The organism is Aeromicrobium sp., assembly GCF_047606445.1.
In the GTDB taxonomy this organism is placed as follows: Bacteria; Actinomycetota; Actinomycetes; order Propionibacteriales; family Nocardioidaceae; genus Aeromicrobium.
In genome coordinates this window covers 105,371-121,837 of the sequence record NZ_JASGEK010000010.1, presented here as the reverse complement: position 1 = coordinate 121,837, position 16,467 = coordinate 105,371, and the positions used below count along the sequence as shown (strand labels likewise).

Genomic DNA, 16,467 nt, shown 5'->3' with positions numbered 1-16,467 from the left:
ATCCTGGGGCTATGAGGCAGGGGCGGGTCTCGACGCAGGGAGAACTGCTGGTCTCGACGATCAGCTTCTGTCGGGGTCGAATCGGGGAGGGCCCATCCGACAGAGTCCTTGAGACGTGAAGAATATTCAGGCGGTGGCCCAGAAATATAGTCCGACGATAAGGTCGATGGTTGAGGGAAGCGCTGAATTTCTTGTGCTGTCGAGCGCGGTGTGGCATGGGCCCATGGGCCCATATCGCAAAAATGGGCCGTGGTTTCTGTGTAGGGTTCGTTTACTGAGCTGCCGCGTTCCCAGGGTGAGTGGGGGTGCGCGAGTAGACCGGCATGTTCGTGGCAAACGGTAGACCGGCATGGGGGGCCATCTTGGCTCCCTGGTCCGACGTCAACGACCTCCGCATCGACGCCGGTGGCTCGTCGACCTCGTCGATGAGGACGTCGGCGAGACGGTCGGCTTTCTTCCGACCAGGGTGCGCTTGATCACCACGAACCTGGTGGTCCGTTCCTGGAGGGTCGCGACCTGACTCCGATGACGAGGTCTCCTTCCCAATCCCTCGGAACCCGCCGATCATCGACGGAGTCTTGCCGGTCTTCGATCTCCAACCCGTCATCCCCACCCTTTTCAGGGATGTGGCTTCGACGGTATGACACCAAGGCGTCAGGAGCGGTTGTATGGATCCCCCATCACCGAATGGCGGGCTGAGTACGCCTCGAACTTGGCATCGCTGCATAAGATCACAGGCGCGCATGCGACAATGAGCCCTCGTTGGTGACTACCAGTCGCTGGACGATGGAAGGAAGGTGCAGATGTCGCCCGCTAATCCTATGGCGCAGGCCACGGTGATCCAGAGGACGGTGTTCCCACAGCAGTCGGCTCTTGACGCCGTGGCTCTCTACGTCGACACAGGCGCCGCAGTGACGCTCAAGCCCAGTTCGAAAGGACAGGCCAAGGACGTCGCGGTGTCCGTTGTCCAGTCGGGTGGCGATGTCAATCTCGGAGACTTCCTCTCTCGGCACTCGATGGTGGTCAGAGCGGGAACGCGAGTCTCCTACGCGTCGTTGTTCAACGCCTTCCCGGCGAGTTACTGGAACCGTTGGACTACCGTTGAGCGTGTCACTTTGCGGGTGCGGACACGTGGCGACGGCTCTATCATCCTGATGAAGTCGAACGCTCGTGGGACGTTGCAGATGCTCGAATTGCATCGGGTCAACGGGGAGAGCGAGGTCTTGATTGATGCGGACCTGTCCTCCTTCGGTGATGGCGGATGGCTGTGGTTCGACCTGCTGGGCGGTGACGGCGATCTCGTCCTGGAGTCTGCTGAATGGCTGACCGAGGCGCCCCCCCGGGAGCGGCCTCGGGTCATGATCCAGATGACCACGATGGACAAGCCGGACTACTGCTTAGCCAATCTTCGACGACTTGGCGAGGCGAGCGAGGTTTTGGGGGCCATCGATGAGATCCTCCTTGTCGATCAAGGGCGCAAGAAAGTCGCTGAAGCGAATGGTTTCAGTGATGCGGCCGCAGCGCTTGGCGGACGGCTTCGCATTATCGATCAGACCAATATCGGCGGATCGGGGGGTTTCGCCCGCGGAATGTACGAAGCGGTGCAGGGCGATTTCGACTATGTCCTGCTGATGGACGACGATGTCGAGATGGAGACCGAGAGTCTGCCTCGCATGTTAGCTATGGCGCAGTTCGCTAAGACTCCTTTGATTGTCGGCGGCTTGATGTTCGATATCTATAATCGTTCGACGCTGCACACATTGGGCGAAGTGGTGAACCCGTGGCGGTTCTTCTGGGTGAACGCCCACGAGAGCATGGAGAGCGCTCACAACCTCGCGGCTTCGAATCTTCGTCAGACGCCATGGCTCCATCGTCGTTTCGACGTCGACTACAACGCATGGTGGATGTGTTTGATCCCCACTGCGGTGATCCGCGAGGTGGGTTTGTCCCTGCCGGTCTTCATCAAATGGGACGATGCCGAGTTCGGAGTTCGGGCCAAGGCGCACGGATTCCCCACCGTGACGATGCCGGGAACGGGAGTCTGGCATGTCTCGTGGGTCGACAAGGACGACACTGTCGGCTGGCAGGCGTACTTCCATGCTCGAAATCGTGTGATCGCGGCCTTGCTGCACAGTCCTTACGAGGACGGCGGCCGAGTCTCGTGGGAATGGATGACGCATACCGTGCGCCACCTGCTGTCGTTGCAGTATGGGACCGTGGTCCTGAGGAACATGGCTCTTCGGGATGTGATGGCGGGCCCGGAGGCTTTGAAGGGCCTCCTGGCGACCAAGCTGCAGGACGTTCGGGGGGAGCTTGCGCATTATTCGGACTCCCGTATGGAGATCAGCGTCGACGACTTCCCCCCGGCGGGAGTTAGCAAGCCTCCGCGCCGTGGCGGCGGCTTCAAGCAGCCACCGAAGGCGTTGCTTGCGCCTTGGACGATGAAGAACTTTCTTCGCCAGTCGATGACCAAGGTGGAGGACGAGCGGGAGCGTCGTCCGCAGACGCATCTGCCTCACCAGGACAACAAGTGGTGGCTCGTCTCGCAGTTCGACTCGGCTCTGGTGTCGAACGCCGAGGGAACGGCGGTCTCGTGGTACAAGCGCGACCCCGAGAAGGCCCGCACCCTGATGCGTGAGAGTTCCTTGCTGTACTGGCGTCTGCGGAAGGAGTGGGGTGACTTGTCGAAGCGTTATCGTGAGTCGCTCGCCGAAATCACCTCGTTCGATTCTTGGGCTGAGGTTTTTGAGACGAACACCATCGGTGATCGTCGGTACTGATATCTGTGAAGACGGGGCGGTGTCGTAGAGTGGGAGCGAAGCCGCGCACTTGGTTTGCGCGAAATTCCCGAAGACATTTCTCAGCGAAGACCATCGCGGCCGCTATTCTCGCTGGAATCTTGATGGTTATCGTCCAGCAATCCGGTCAGATTAGTCGGGGACATAACCCACTGACCGGACTAAGAACAAACTTCTGGTACGACCAGTTGGGATTTTTAGCCATTTCAGCTAATGTCGCAAATGGTAATTTTGAATCCACTGAACCGGTTTCAATGACTGGTGTCAGTTACTATCCTCGGCTTTACTATTCTCTGGTCGGGATCATTGCAAATTTAACGGGTCTTCCCACTGTAGTAGCCTGGAATCTAACTTCTTTTACCTTGCAGGTTGTGGCGGTTGCTGCTATCGGAATGGTAGCGGCGTCGATCCTGGGTCGTTGGTGGGCGGCATTCTTTGCCCCCCTTCCTTTTTTCACCGGCACATTTTCTTACGTGCACGATTCGACATCGTGGTACACGAGCCTTCAGTCGCATGCCGTTCTCTGGGGTCCGTACGGCGTACTGTTCTCTAATAATGCGGAGACGGCTGGGATTTGCATCGGAATTGTTGCTCTTTCATCCGTTATCTGGGTCTGGTCATGCGATTGCTCCAAGCGTACGCGTGCCATTGTCACCATCGCATCGTCTGCTTCTATCGGAGTTCTGTCGAGTTTTCAAACATACTCCTTCCTCATGTTCACCTACTGCCTGGTGTATGGGACGGCGTTGGCTGTCGCAGTCTACGTGAAGGAATGCAGGCGCCAGGTGATCTTGGGCGGTGCATTTTTAGTTATCGGAGTGTTCTTATTTGGACCGCATTTGGCCGACCGTTTCGGCCAGCTACCGACTTTGTTCTGCGGTCTTCTCCCCGCTTTCCCAGGTATTATTTACGCAGTATTCCGTACCAAGTGGCTTGTTGCGGTAGCAGGTTTTGCCGCAGTGGCTACTGCTGCTCCCCAAGTCGTGTTCACGCTGAGCGGAATTTTTTCAAGAGACCCGTTCCTCACCTATCGAGTCGCGTCAAATAATCATCTTGGAATCTTTGCATGGGAATCCGCAGTGAGCGCTTCAGCGATTGCCATTCCACTTTTTGTCATCTTCCTTCTTTCTTTGAGGACGAGAGACAAATTAGCTACCACTATCACACTGACAGCTCTACTCGTCCTCCCCTTCCTGGCGGTCAACGATCTCTGGGGTGCAAACGCGGAGCCCTATCGATTCTGGATTGAAGGATTTCTAGTCGGCGGGATCGCCCTATTATTTAGTCTTCTCAGAATTCTTAAGGGCGCATCAGATTATCTCACATCTCCTCGTGCCTGTATTCGACTCAAAAGTTCCATTGTAATGGCCGTCGCGGTGACGGCGTTGTTCTGGGGTGCATCACTTCCTGATTGGATCAACTCGATGAGGGATTCTGAAATGCAGGCCTCATGGAATCCCTTCACTGAGAGGGAGAGTGCCATCTCAGAAATGGCCAGAAAGGGGACGATGGATTCATCGGATGGCTTGATTGTCACGGATGGTTGCATCGATAATCGCACTGCCAAGGTCACATCGGGTTCTCCCTTCGCGTACTACCACCTAGGAATGGCCTGGCCTTCACAGAAGGACGAGATTGACAACGTCATCTCCGCCAGAGCTGACGGGAGCCTCGATTTAAATTCGATGGATCAAGCCAATGTAGTATTTGTCCTCACAGATTCCGCATGTTCCGTGAATTTGGGGGATAAATATAAAGATAATCTCACATTGCTGGCATCGGATAGCTACCGACTCGCTCCCGGTGAGGTTGTTCTAGGCTCACAGGAGAAAGCGGGCCAGATAATGCTTTGGAGAGTTGTCGATTAAGGGGCTCTTCCGGTGTGAGAGTGTAGACGACGAGTCTATTGGACGGTTGAAGACCGTGGCCCCGCTCACATGCCGGGGCTGACGGGTTCGGTGGTCGGGGCCGCGGAGCCGGAGCCGAAGACGTCGCCGACGAGGTTGAGACCGGCCGAGTCGGTCGCGGTGACGCCGCAGACCAACTCGTCGAATCCGGGCAGGACGGAGGTCGTGCCGCCGAGGTCGGCCCAGCCTTGGGAGCCGAGGTCGCCGCGGGCGGCCAACGCGTCGTTGTCGTCTCCGAGCGCGATCGGCAGGAAGCTCGCGCACACCTGGTCGACCGCGGCGGCGGCCTCGGGCGACCAGACCCCTTGGTACGACAGAGAATCGCGGAGCGACTGTACCGTCTCGGCGGCGAGTACGGCGTTCGCGTTGACCGACACTGCGGTCTGCCGCCAGTGAGGGTCGTCGCACGGGGTGGGCGCGCCGTCGGGCGTCGCCTCGCAACGGCGTGTCTCCGTGGGGAAATCGTCGCTGAACCAATCGGCGAGGGTCACCCCTTCCGGCAGCGTGACCTCGGTGCGCTCGGTGAAGTCCTCGCCGGTCCGCCACGACAGCGAGCAGACGAATCCCGGCTTCCCGTCCGTCCAGTCCTCCTCGCTGGTCAAGGTGACGTCGTGGGCGAAGGAGCCCACGGGGACGGCGAGCGCGTCGAGGGCGGCTCCGTCGAAACCGACGGCGGCGCTCAGCGAGGAGCGGCAGGTGGCGGTGGCCAGCGTCGTCAGAGCTTGGCCCAGTTCCGAGGTGACGTCTTGAAGTGTCGCTCGGGTCTCGGCGATCTGCTCGGCGTCGAGGTCGCCGAGTCCGAGCTCGGCCAGGTCGAGGTCGGCGACCTCGTAGACCAGGAACAGGTGTGGCTCAGTGCAGGGAACGAGCGATTCGAGGTCGGCGTCGACGGTTCCGGCGTGGTTCGCCGTCGTGTCGGAGAGGCAGGAGCCGGGAGCCAGCGTGAGGGGGTCGGCCGGTGGCGGAGGGCTGTCGTCGCTGGAGCAACTCGCCAGGAGGCCGACGACGAGCAGCATTGTGACGAGCATCGCACGGCCACGACGGTGGGCGGGTGAGCCAGTGGGCATGGCGGCCTCCTGTGGACACAGCGTTACCCACAGTCTGTGGACACGTCTGGGGAAAACTACATCGGTGTGATTACGCGACGGTCATTCGTGGTCGACGGGCCTGCGAGAAGCCCGCGCCAGGTTAGCGGAGGCCTCGGACATTTCGTGATGACGGCTGGTATTCCAGGGTCGGCGGACACCTGTCACCCGATGCCGTCTCACGAGCAGGCAGACGAGGGTGGGGGAGGAGCCTGTGAATGAACGACGACGGCCATACGATCAGTCGTCTGGTCGTTCCACATCAGGCGCCCAGGTTTATCCCCAGGTTGTGCACAGACCTGGGGATAACTACACAGGTGTCATTCACGCGCCTGGTCCCGTAGGCTCGCAGGGTGACGACGTTGCCTGAACGACGGCCCGCGGTGAGGCGTTCGACCATCGTGGTGGGCAAGCTCGTGCGCGCGCTCGCCCGGCTGCGCGGCGGTGGCTCAGCGCTGCCCGGCCTGGTCATCGAGCGCCGCGACCCCGGCTTCGTCCCGTCGGTGCTCGCCCAGCTGCCACGCGGCGTGGTCGTCGTCAGCGGCACGAACGGCAAGACCACCACCACCAAGATGGTCACCGAACTCCTCCAGAGCCAGGGCTTGAAGGTGTTCACCAACCGCACCGGCAGCAACTTCGTGCGCGGCGTGGCGGCGGCGCTCGTCGCCGAGGTCGACTTCAAAGGCCGTCTCGACGCCGACATCGCGGTGCTGGAGCTCGACGAGGCCCACGCGGTCCACTTCGTCAAACTCGTCCGGCCGCGCCACAGCCTGCTGCTCAACGTCATGCGCGACCAGCTCGACCGCTTCGGCGAGATCGACACGACCGCGCGCATGCTCCAGGCCATCGCCGAGGCCACCACCGACGGCGTCGTGCTCAACCGCGAGGACCCTCGGGTCGCCGCGCTGGCCGACCATGTGGCCGGGCGGGACGTCGCCTGGTTCGGCTTCGACCCGTCGCTCGCGCACATCTTCCCCAGCGACAACGACCTGCACAGCGGTCCGTCGCCGGCCGCCGAGCCGACGCGCGCGGCCGACGTCGAGCTGGCCGGAGTCGAGGGCGACCGGGGGAGCTTCGTCATTGAGGGCCGCCTGGTCGAGGTCGACCTCGCGCTGCGCGGCGTCCACAACGTCTTCAACGCCGCCGCCGCGCTCGCGCTGGTGCGCCAGGTCGCCGGCGACCGGCTCGACGGGCCCGCGCTGTTGACCGCGCTGTCGCAGGTCACGCCCGCCTTCGGCCGCGGCGAGCAGGTGGAGGTCGACGGGCAGCCGGTGGAGTTGGTGCTCGTCAAGAATCCGGCGGGCTTCCGGCTGAGCCTGGCGTCCTTCCCCTCCGAGGGCCACGCGACGATGATCGCGATCAACGACCAGTACGCCGACGGTCGCGATATGAGCTGGCTGTGGGACGTCTCCTTCGAGGCGCTGCGGGAGACGGGGGTCGCGCAGGTCACCGGCACGCGCGCCTGGGACATGGCGCTGCGGTTGAAGTACGACGACGTCCCGGTGGCGGCCGTCGAGCCCGACCTCGCCGACGCGCTGCGCGCCTTCCTGCGCGAGCACGCTGACGCGCCGAAACGGATCTTCACCACCTACACCGCGATGCTCGCCTTGCGCAAAGAGCTCGCCCGGATCACCGACGTGGAGGAGGTGGCATGAGCGAGAGCAAGGGCGCGGTCACGATCCTGCAGCTGTACCCGCGCGATATGAACATCTACGGCGACTGGGGCAACGTCCTCACGCTGAGCCGCCGCCTGGAGTGGCACGGCTACACGCCGGTCGTCGTCGGCTACGACCCCGGCGAGGCCTTCCCCGAGGACGTCGACCTCGTCGTCGGCGGCGGGGGGCAGGACTCCGGCCAGGGCGTCATCCAGACTGACCTGCGCGCCATCGGCCCCCGGCTGCGCGAGTGGGCCGAGGACGACGTGCCGATGCTCGCGATCTGTGGGCTGTACCAATTGTTCGGTCGCTTCTTCCGGACTCTGGAGGGCGAGATGATCGAGGGGATCGGCCTGCTCGACATCGAGACGATCGGCGGCCAGGAGCGGCTGATCGGCAATATCGTCACGGAATCGTCCGAGTTCGGGCAGGTCATCGGTTACGAGAACCACAGCGGGAAGACCTATCTCGGCGCGGGCGCCACGCCGTTCGGCCGGGTCCTGGCCGGGGCGGGCAACAACGGCGAGGACGGCACCGAGGGCGTGCGCCACCGCAACGTCGTCGGCAGCTACCTGCACGGCTCGCTGCTGCCGAAGAATCCGCTCGTCGCCGACTTCCTCATCGAGCGGGCCGTGGTCCGTCGTCACGGCTCCTTCACCCCCGGCGACCTCGACGACACCGTCGAGCACCGCGCCCGCACCGTCGCCGCCGCCCGCCCCCGCTGACCCTGGGGTCACCTTCTTCCCAGATTTGCGCCAAGTTCAACCGTTTCCCATTGACGTTTCGGTTGAACTTGGCGCAAATCTGGCAGGGACCGAGCGGAGGACGGAGGGCGGGGGAGCGCCGGTAGGCTTGCGCGCATGGACCACAACGCGCCCCTGTCCGTGGCCGATCCCGAGATCGCCGCGCTGATCGACGCCGAGCTCGCCCGCCAGCAGACCACGTTGGAGATGATCGCGTCGGAGAACTTCGCCCCCGTCGCCTCGCTGCAGGCCAACGGCAGCGTCCTGACGAACAAGTACGCCGAGGGCTACCCGGGCGCGCGGTACTACGGCGGCTGCGAGGTCGTCGACCAGGTCGAGCAGATCGCCATCGACCGGCTCAAGCAGCTCTTCGACGCCGACTACGCCAACGTCCAGCCGCACTCCGGCGCCAGCGCCAACGCCGCGGTCCTGCACGCCATCGCGCGCGCCGGCGACACGATCCTCGGCCTCGACCTCGCCAACGGCGGCCACCTGACGCACGGCATGAAGATCAACTTCTCCGGCCGCCTCTACCACGTCGTCCCGTACCACGTCGACGACGCCGGAATCGTCGACATGGACGAGGTCCGCGAGCTCGCCCGCGAGCACCAGCCGAAGGTCATCATCGCCGGCTGGTCGGCCTACCCCCGCCAGCTCGACTTCGCCGCCTTCCGTGAGATCGCCGACGAGGTGGGCGCCTACCTGTGGGTCGACATGGCGCACTTCGCCGGTCTCGTCGCCGCCGGCCTGCACCCGAGCCCGCTGCCGCACGCGCACGTCGTCTCGACCACCACGCACAAGACCCTCGGCGGCCCGCGCGGCGGCGCGATCCTCAGCAACGACCCCGACGTGCCGAAGAAGCTGCAGTCGGCGGTCTTCCCCGGGCAGCAGGGCGGCCCGCTGGAGCACGTCATCGCCGCGAAGGCCGTCGCCTTCAAGATGGCGTTGGAGGACGGTTTCGCCGACCGCCAGCAGCGCACCCTCGAGGGCGCCAAGCTCATCGCCGACCGGCTGACCCAGTCCGACGTCGCCGAGGCGGGCGTCGCGGTGCTGTCCGGCGGCACCGACGTCCACCTGGTGCTCGTCGACCTGCGGAACTCCGAGTTCGACGGCCAGCAGGCCGAGGACCGGCTGCACGAGGTCGGCATCACGGTCAACCGCAACGCGGTCCCGAACGACCCGCGCCCGCCGAAGGTCACCTCCGGCCTGCGCGTCGGCACCCCGGCGCTCGCCACGCGCGGCTTCGGCGCCGAGGAGTTCGCCGAGGTCGCCGACGTCATCGCCGAGGCGCTCAAGCCGGGCGCCGACCTGGAGTCGCTGCGCCGGCGCACCGCCGTGCTGGCCGAGCGCTTCCCGCTCTACCCCGACCTGCCGCCGTCGGCCTGATCACGGCCTGACAGGTGGGCGCCGGCGAGACACTGCGAGCGTGGCTGCGCCCCCGCATGTGGGGGCTGCACCTCGTGGCGCTCGTCGCGGCGACCTTCTGCGCCGTCGGCGGCTCCTGGCAGCTGGGCGTCTACGACCAGCGCCAGGAGCATGAGCGGGCGGATCGGCAGGAGGTGCCGACGGTCCCGATCGAGGAGGTCTGGACGACGGGCGAGCCGTTCCGCGACGTGATGAACCACCGGCCGGTGACCGTCACGGGCGAGTTCGGCGCGACGGACGAGCAGCGCTGGGTGTCGGGACGGACGCAGGACGGCGTCGACGGCTACTGGCTGCTGACGCCGTTGGCGACCGCCCCGGACGAGGCGATCCTCGTGGTCCGGGGGTTCTCGACCGAGGCCGGTGACCTGCCCGCGCCGCCACCCGGCGAGCAGACGGTGCGGATGGTGTTGGAGCCGGGTGAGCCGGCGGCCGAGGTGGCTCCGCCCGCCGACGAGCGGGTCGTTCCCGCAGTGCGCGTCCCGGCCCTGGTCAACGAGCTGCCCTACGCGCTGTTCCCCGGCTACGGCATCAGCACGACCGCCGAGGTCGCCTCGGGATTGGAACTCGCGGAGGTGCCCGAGCCGGACGTCTCCTTCATGGTCGGCATGCGCAATCTCGCCTATGCGACGCAGTGGTGGGCTTTCGGCCTCTTCGCGCTGTTCATGTGGTGGCGCTGGGGTCGCGACATGGTGGCTGACCAACGGGCGGCCGAACGTCTGGTTCCGGCCGATAGCCTGACGCCGTGAGCGAGACGACGTCAGAACTCGGGCCGCTGCGGCCCTATCAGGTCATGGCCACCATCGTGGGCCTCAATCTCTTGGTCGTGATGGCCGGTTTCCTCGGCAAGCTGCTGACCGACGACACCTCGTGGTGGAACCGTGAGGACGTGCAGAACACCTTCATGGTCATCGACCAGGTGCACGGCCTGCTGTTCATGATCCTGCTGGTGCTCATCGCCATGCTCGCGACGAAGCACCGCTGGACGCCGGCCTTCACGCTGACCACGATCCTGCTGGCTTGCGTCCCCTTCGTCAGCTTCTGGGCCGAGCGCCGCGCCACCCGCACCGTCCTCACCGCCGCCCAGGGCTAGCGTTCCCACCAGATTTGCGCCCAGTTCAACCGAATCTGCGAAGGAAAACGGTTGAACTTGGCGCACATCTGGGAAGAAGGTGACCCGGGTCAGCGGCCGGTGAAGACAGCCTTGCCGGGGCCGTTGTCGAGGAACGACTTCATGCCGTGCTGCAGGTCCTCGGTGTCGAAGAGCCCGGCGGCGATGGCGGTGGTGTGCTCGACCGCCTCGGGCACGCCGCCGACCTCGTAGTGGCGCAGGATCTGCTTGGCCGCGCCGAAGGCCTTCGTCGGGCCGACCGCGATCTGCTCGGTGAAGGACAGGACGGCCGCGTCGAAGTCGTCGCCGTCGAGCACCCGGTTGACGACGTTCCAGCGCTCCAGCGTGGCCGCGTCGTACAGCTCGCCGGTGAACACGAACTCCTTGGCCCGGGCGACCCCGGCCCGCGCCGCGAACCGTTGTGTGCCGCCCATCGTCGGGGTCAGGCCGATGACCCGCTCGACCAGCCCGAACTTCGCCCGGGGCGCCGCCAGCAGCAGGTCGCAGGCCAGCGCGACCTCCAGCGCCCAGGTCAGTGTCAGGCCGTGCGCGGCGAAGATCGTCGGGTAGTCGAGCGCGTCGAGGCGGTCCGGCAGCGCCATCATGTCGTCGTAGAGCGCCTTCGTGTCGTCCTTGCTCTTGCGCGCGTAGAACTCCGCGACGTCGACCCCGCCGGAGACCAGGCGGCCCTCGGCGCGGATCACCAGCGCGCGCGGCGGATCGGCGTCGAGCTCGTCGAGCGCGGCGTCGAAAGCCTCGTGCATCGCCCGCGAGTAGAGGTTGACCTCGCCGTCGGCGAAGGTGAGGACGGCGACCTCCCCGTGGCGTTCGACGGTGACGGTCGGGGTCGGGCTCATCGCTGCTCCTCCGGGTCGTACACGCCACCGCGGTCGGCGGTGGCCAGCCGGACCACCACGGCGGCGGTGGTCGCGGCGACGGCGGCGAGCAGGAGGCGGCGTCCAGTCAGCTTCATAGGATCACTGTAGAGGGGGTGAGAACGCGGGTGATTCCGACGACAGCGCGCGCCGCGCGCGCGTCGGTGGCCGGTCGTGTCAGTCCCGCGTGGGAGACTAAAGCAAGAATTCGCATGTGAAAGGAATCTCGTGGCCGCCTCATCGCTGATCGCGACGTTACACACCAATCTCGGGGATATTCCGATCGAGTTGTTCGAGCATCATGCGCCGACCACGGTCGAGAACTTCGTCGGCCTGGCCGAGGGCACGAAGGAGTGGGTCGACCCCACCTCCGGCGCGGTCACCACGCGTCCGTTCTACGACGGCCTCGGCTTCCACCGGGTCATCTCCGGTTTCATGATCCAGGGCGGCTGCCCGCTCGGCACCGGCACCGGCGGTCCGGGCTACGCCTTCGGCGACGAGTTCCATCCGGAGAAGAAGTTCGACCGCCCCTACCTGCTGGCGATGGCCAACGCCGGTCCGGGCACCAACGGCTCGCAGTTCTTCATCACGGTCGGCGCCACGCCGCACCTGAACCGCAAGCACACGATCTTCGGCGAGGTCGTCGATCCCGAGGGCCGCAAGGTCGTCGACGCCATCGCGACCACCCGCACCGACCACTTCGACCGGCCTCTGCGGCCGGTCGTCATCGAGAAGGTCGACATCGCGCGCGCGTGAGCGAGCCCGTCTGTTATCGCCACCCTGACCGCGAGACGTATATCGCGTGTCAGCGGTGCGAGCGCCCGATCTGTATCGACTGCATGCGCGATGCGTCGGTCGGCTTCCAGTGTCCTGACTGCGTGAGGGCGGGAGCGAAGGCCGTCCGACAGCCGCGCACGGTCGCCGGGGGGGCTGTCCCCGCGCCGGGTCGCGAGAATCTGGCCACGATGACGCTGATCGGCGTCAACGTCGTTGTCTACCTGCTGACCGGCCCGTTGGCCTTCGACCAGCTGACCGCGTACGGCGCTCTCATCGGCGGCCAGGTCAACTACCACGGCGTCGTCGACGGTGTGGTCGGAGGCGAATACTGGCGGCTCGTCACCTCCGCCTTCCTGCACAACGGCCTGCTGCACCTGGTGTTCAACATGATGGCGCTGTACCTGTTCGGGCCGTTCCTCGAACAGCGTCTCGGCGCGGCGCGCTTCGTCGCGTTCTATCTCGCGGCGGCGCTGTTCTCCGGCGCCGTGGTCTTCTGGCTGACCGATCCGTACACGGTGACGGTCGGGGCCTCCGGCGCGGTGTTCGCGCTCTTCGGCTTCGCCTTGGTGACTTTGGTCAAGGCCGGACAGAACGTCAGCACGCTCGTGGTGTTGTTGCTCATCAACGGCGTGTTCAGCCTGCGGGAGGGCATCAGTTGGCAGGGCCACCTCGGCGGTTTCATCGCCGGGGTGCTGTTCGGCCTGGTGCTCGTGCTGGTCGCGCCGCGCCGGGGGGCGTTGGCGCAGACGCTGGGGGTGGCAATGCTGGTGGCGGGCGCCGTCGTCGTGGTGGCGCTACGCACAGCCTCCCTCACAGCCTGAGCGGGTTTATCCCCAGTCTGCCTCCCTGATCCACAGTTATCCACACAGGTTATCCACACTGTGCATAATCACACCGCTGTCATTCGGTGAACGGCGGAGAAACGCGAAGGGCGCGCCGGGAGGACCCGGCGCGCCCTTCGCGTGTGGTGAGGGTCACTCCCACTTCGTGGCGAAGCCGAAGGCGGCGACGATGAAGCCCATGCCGACCACGAGATTCCAATTCTGCAGATCGGTGATGACCGGGATGTCGATGTCGGTGTTCGAGATCGTGTAGAAGGTGACGATCCACAGCAGGCCGATCACCGCGCAGGCGACCATCAGGTGCGGGGCGTAGCGCCAGCCGAGGCTCGCGCCCGGCTCGGGCTCGGGCGCCGTGCTCGACGCGACGAAGGACGCCGCCAAGGCGAGGGCTGCGGCGATCGCCCAGTTCCAGTTGCCGAGGTCGGAGATGAACGAGGGGATCTCCGGTCCGGGCAGGTTGGTGTCGATCCCGTAGAACAGCCAGGCCACGAACCAGCCGAGGCCCAGGACGCCCAGGACGATGGCGGCCGGATGCCACCAGCCGCCACGGATGCGGGATGTGGAGTCGGACTTGCTCACAGGACACCTCGAAGTTGACAAAGGATTGCGAAGGATCAGGGCGCGAACGCCTCCGCTAGCGTAGTCTCAGCGGCCAGAGGTCGGGAGGTCGGCATGGGGATACCACCGCAGTCGCGCGCGTGGCGCATGGGCGCGCTGTGTGTCGGCATGGCGGCCGGGTACGCCTTCGTGTCGAGCGCCGTCACCTCGCGCGGCTCCGATCTGCGGCCCGCAGGTGGCGACATCTCGGTGCTGTTGCAGGATCGCGCCCGCGAGGTCGAGCAGCAGCGTGACACCGCGACGTCGTTGGAGCGGCAGATCGCCGAGATGTCGTCGGCCGTCGGCGCGCCGGAGCTCGACCAACTGCTGGCCGCCGGCGACACTGCTGCGGTCGAGGCAGGCGTGTCGCCGGTGTCCGGGGCCGGTCTGCGGATCACTCTGACCGACGCCCCGCGCAGCGCCGATGAGAGCGCGGTGGACCCCAATCAGCTCGTCGTGCACCAACAGGACATCCAAGGATTCGTCAACGCTCTGTGGTCGGGCGGCGCGCGGGCGGTCACCCTCCAGGGGCAGCGGCTCGTCTCCACCTCGGGCATCAAGTGCGTGGGCAGCACGGTCGTCGTCGACGGCGTCCCCTACTCCCCGCCGTATGTCATCGAGGCGGTGGGGGCTCCCGCCGACCTGACCCAGGCGCTGGAGGACTCCTCGCAGGTCCGGGTCTACCGCGAGTACGTGCGCGCCTTCGGGCTCGGGCTGCGGACCGAGACGCGTGACTCGGTGGTCGCCCCGGCCTACACCGGCCACGTCGACGTGCGGCATGCCGAGGTGATCGACCCGCTGTAGCCTCTCGCCCGCGGAGACGACGAGGCCCGGCCCCCAGGGGAGCCGGGCCTCGTCGCATGTTCCGGTCAGGGCGTGGGCGTCGCCGTCGTCTCTTCCGGCTTGGGACCGAGCGAGATGGTCAGCGTGATCGTGCTGTCCGGGCTGATCCGGCTTCCTTCGCTCGGATCGATCGCCATCACCATGTCCTTGGCGTACTCGTCGGAGTAGTCGGTCTGCGTCGGGATGCTGCCGGTGAAGCCCTGCTCCTGCAGGATGCTCTTGACCTCGTCGGCGGTCTTGCCCACCAAACCCGTCGGGATGTCGACCTGTCCCTTGGAGACGTACACCTTGACGGTGCTGCCCTTGGCCACCGAACGGCCCTCGGTCGGCGTGACCTGGAAGACGGTGTCCTTCGGGGCGGCGTTGTCTTGGTCGATGCGCTCCACGACGAAGCCGAGCGACGTCAACTCCGATTCCGCGTCAGAGAAGGACAGGTCGATGACGTTGGGGATCTCCTCCTGCTCCGGCCCGGCGCCGACTTTCAAGGTCACCTCGGTGCCCTCGTCGACCTTCGTGCCGGGGGCCGGGTCGGTGTCCATGACGAGTCCGGCCTGCTCGGCGGTGCTGGTGACCGAGACAGTCTCGGTGGCGACTTCCAGACCGGCGTCTTGCAGGACGGTCGTCGCGACCTCGACGGTCTGGCCGACGATGCGTTCACTGCTGGGCACGGTGACCTGCTTGGCCGGATCCTCGTCCGGCTCGGTGAGTTTCCAGATGGCGAAACCGGCCACGATGAGCAGGATCAAGGCGATGACACCGATGATCCACCACTTGCGCTTGCTGGCCTCCTCCTCGTCCTCCTCGGGGAGAGCGCGGCGCGCGCCCGGTTTGGCGGGCTCGGTCACCGACGGGACCACCTGGGTGGCGGAGGTCGCTCCGGCGAGGGCGGTGGGCGCGTCGACTGGCTGACCGACGATGGCCCGCTCGATGTCGCGGCGCATGTCGCCGGCCGACTGGTAGCGGTCCTCGACGCGCTTGGCGAGCGACTTCGCGACGATGTGGTCGATGGTCTGGGAGACCTCGGGGTTGAACTGCGATGGTGGCAGCGCCTGCTCGCGGACGTGCTGGTACGCGACCGAGACCGGGCTGTCGCCCTGGAACGGCGGGCGTCCGGCCAGCAGCTCGTAGAGCACGCAGCCGGTGGAGTAGATGTCGCTACGGGCGTCGACCGTCTCGCCGCGGGCCTGCTCGGGGGACAGGTATTGGGCAGTCCCGATGACGGCCGCGGTCTGGGTCATCGCCGAGGAGGCGTCGGCGATGGCGCGGGCGATGCCGAAGTCCATCACCTTGACCTGGCCGGTGGGCGTCAGCATGACGTTGGCCGGCTTGATGTCACGGTGGACGATGCCGGAGCGGTGGCTGTAGTCGAGGGCGTTGAGGATGTCGCCGGTGATCGACAGCGCCCGCTCGGGCAGGATCTTGCGATCGTTGCGCAGCACCTCGCGCAGCGTCTGGCCTTCGACGTACTCCATCACGATGTACGGGATGGACACACCCATCTCGTTGGGGGCCTCGCCGGTGTCGTAGACCGCGACGATCGACGGGTGGTTGAGCGAGGCGGCCGACTGGGCCTCACGACGGAACCGCTCCTGGAAGGTCGGGTCGGAGGCGAGGTCGGCGCGCAGCTGCTTGACGGCCACCGTCCGTCCGAGCCGCAGGTCTTGGCCGATACGGACGTCGGCCATGCCTCCGCGACCCAGGATCTGGCCGAGCTGGTAACGACCGCCGAGGAGCGCGGCGCTGTGGGGTTCGGTCATGAGGGCATTCTCCCAGTGTCGAGGGCGAAATCGGCCGAGGGTGCGGGTTTTTCGT

The 16,467-nt window shown here is 65.6% G+C and carries 14 protein-coding genes; 10 read left to right on the top strand and 4 right to left on the bottom strand.

Going from position 1 to position 16,467, the window contains the following annotated elements; genetic code table 11:
* The first annotated feature begins 821 nt into the window (after positions 1-821).
* Positions 822-2,780 carry a glycosyltransferase gene (locus QM621_RS02715; RefSeq protein WP_414988815.1) on the top strand — a complete coding sequence of 653 codons (1,959 nt, stop codon included), beginning with the start codon at positions 822-824 and terminating at the stop codon, positions 2,778-2,780.
* 122 nt (positions 2,781-2,902) lie between these two features.
* Positions 2,903-4,666 carry a hypothetical protein gene (locus tag QM621_RS02710; RefSeq protein ID WP_414988814.1) on the top strand — a complete coding sequence of 588 codons (1,764 nt, stop codon included), beginning with the start codon at positions 2,903-2,905 and terminating at the stop codon, positions 4,664-4,666.
* A 65-nt stretch (positions 4,667-4,731) separates the two neighbouring features.
* On the opposite strand, the gene QM621_RS02705 is transcribed toward QM621_RS02710, so the two are convergent.
* Positions 4,732-5,772, bottom strand: a complete 1,041-nt coding sequence (locus tag QM621_RS02705) for a septum formation family protein (protein WP_414988813.1) — start codon at positions 5,770-5,772, stop codon at positions 4,732-4,734.
* Between the two features lie 371 nt (positions 5,773-6,143).
* Here QM621_RS02705 and QM621_RS02700 point away from each other — a divergent pair, with 371 nt between their 5' ends.
* The 5 genes from QM621_RS02700 to QM621_RS02680 all read left to right on the top strand — a co-directional run bounded on the left by QM621_RS02700 (position 6,144) and on the right by QM621_RS02680 (position 10,703).
* The gene (locus QM621_RS02700) at positions 6,144-7,445 is read left to right on the top strand and encodes a MurT ligase domain-containing protein (protein ID WP_414988812.1); all 1,302 of its coding nucleotides are present in this window, start codon (positions 6,144-6,146) and stop codon (positions 7,443-7,445) included.
* A complete protein-coding gene (locus tag QM621_RS02695) occupies positions 7,442-8,170 on the top strand; it encodes a type 1 glutamine amidotransferase (protein ID WP_414988811.1) in 729 nt (242 codons plus the stop codon). Before QM621_RS02700 ends, QM621_RS02695 begins: the two co-directional genes overlap by 4 nt.
* Positions 8,171-8,305: 135 nt before the next feature.
* Positions 8,306-9,574 (top strand): serine hydroxymethyltransferase, encoded by a 1,269-nt coding sequence (gene glyA, locus QM621_RS02690; protein ID WP_414988810.1) that lies wholly within the window; start codon positions 8,306-8,308, stop codon positions 9,572-9,574.
* Positions 9,575-9,588: 14 nt separating this feature from the next.
* A complete protein-coding gene (locus QM621_RS02685) occupies positions 9,589-10,359 on the top strand; it encodes an SURF1 family protein (RefSeq protein WP_414988809.1) in 771 nt (256 codons plus the stop codon).
* Complete coding sequence (locus QM621_RS02680) at positions 10,356-10,703, top strand: DUF3817 domain-containing protein (protein ID WP_414988808.1); 348 nt, start codon at positions 10,356-10,358, stop codon at positions 10,701-10,703. Before QM621_RS02685 ends, QM621_RS02680 begins: the two co-directional genes overlap by 4 nt.
* 89 nt (positions 10,704-10,792) lie before the next feature.
* On the opposite strand, the gene QM621_RS02675 is transcribed toward QM621_RS02680, so the two are convergent.
* The gene (locus QM621_RS02675) at positions 10,793-11,578 is read right to left on the bottom strand and encodes an enoyl-CoA hydratase/isomerase family protein (RefSeq protein ID WP_414988807.1); all 786 of its coding nucleotides are present in this window, start codon (positions 11,576-11,578) and stop codon (positions 10,793-10,795) included.
* 246 nt (positions 11,579-11,824) lie between these two features.
* On the opposite strand from QM621_RS02675, the gene QM621_RS02670 reads away from it, so the two are divergent.
* Together QM621_RS02670 and QM621_RS02665 are read left to right on the top strand one after the other, a co-directional pair.
* Positions 11,825-12,352 (top strand): peptidylprolyl isomerase, encoded by a 528-nt coding sequence (locus tag QM621_RS02670; RefSeq protein ID WP_414988806.1) that lies wholly within the window; start codon positions 11,825-11,827, stop codon positions 12,350-12,352.
* Positions 12,353-12,474: 122 nt separating this feature from the next.
* Complete coding sequence (locus QM621_RS02665) at positions 12,475-13,194, top strand: rhomboid family intramembrane serine protease (protein ID WP_414988805.1); 720 nt, start codon at positions 12,475-12,477, stop codon at positions 13,192-13,194.
* 153 nt (positions 13,195-13,347) lie between these two features.
* Here QM621_RS02665 and QM621_RS02660 read toward each other — a convergent pair whose 3' ends face one another.
* Complete coding sequence (locus QM621_RS02660) at positions 13,348-13,794, bottom strand: cell division protein CrgA (RefSeq protein ID WP_414988804.1); 447 nt, start codon at positions 13,792-13,794, stop codon at positions 13,348-13,350.
* A gap of 93 nt (positions 13,795-13,887) precedes the next feature.
* Here QM621_RS02660 and QM621_RS02655 point away from each other — a divergent pair, with 93 nt between their 5' ends.
* Positions 13,888-14,616: a DUF881 domain-containing protein gene (locus QM621_RS02655; protein ID WP_414988803.1), complete on the top strand. Its 729-nt coding sequence runs from the start codon at positions 13,888-13,890 to the stop codon at positions 14,614-14,616.
* A 65-nt stretch (positions 14,617-14,681) separates the two neighbouring features.
* On the opposite strand, the gene pknB is transcribed toward QM621_RS02655, so the two are convergent.
* Positions 14,682-16,412 carry a Stk1 family PASTA domain-containing Ser/Thr kinase gene (gene pknB, locus QM621_RS02650; RefSeq protein ID WP_414988802.1) on the bottom strand — a complete coding sequence of 577 codons (1,731 nt, stop codon included), beginning with the start codon at positions 16,410-16,412 and terminating at the stop codon, positions 14,682-14,684.
* Between the last annotated feature and the right edge of the window lie 55 nt (positions 16,413-16,467).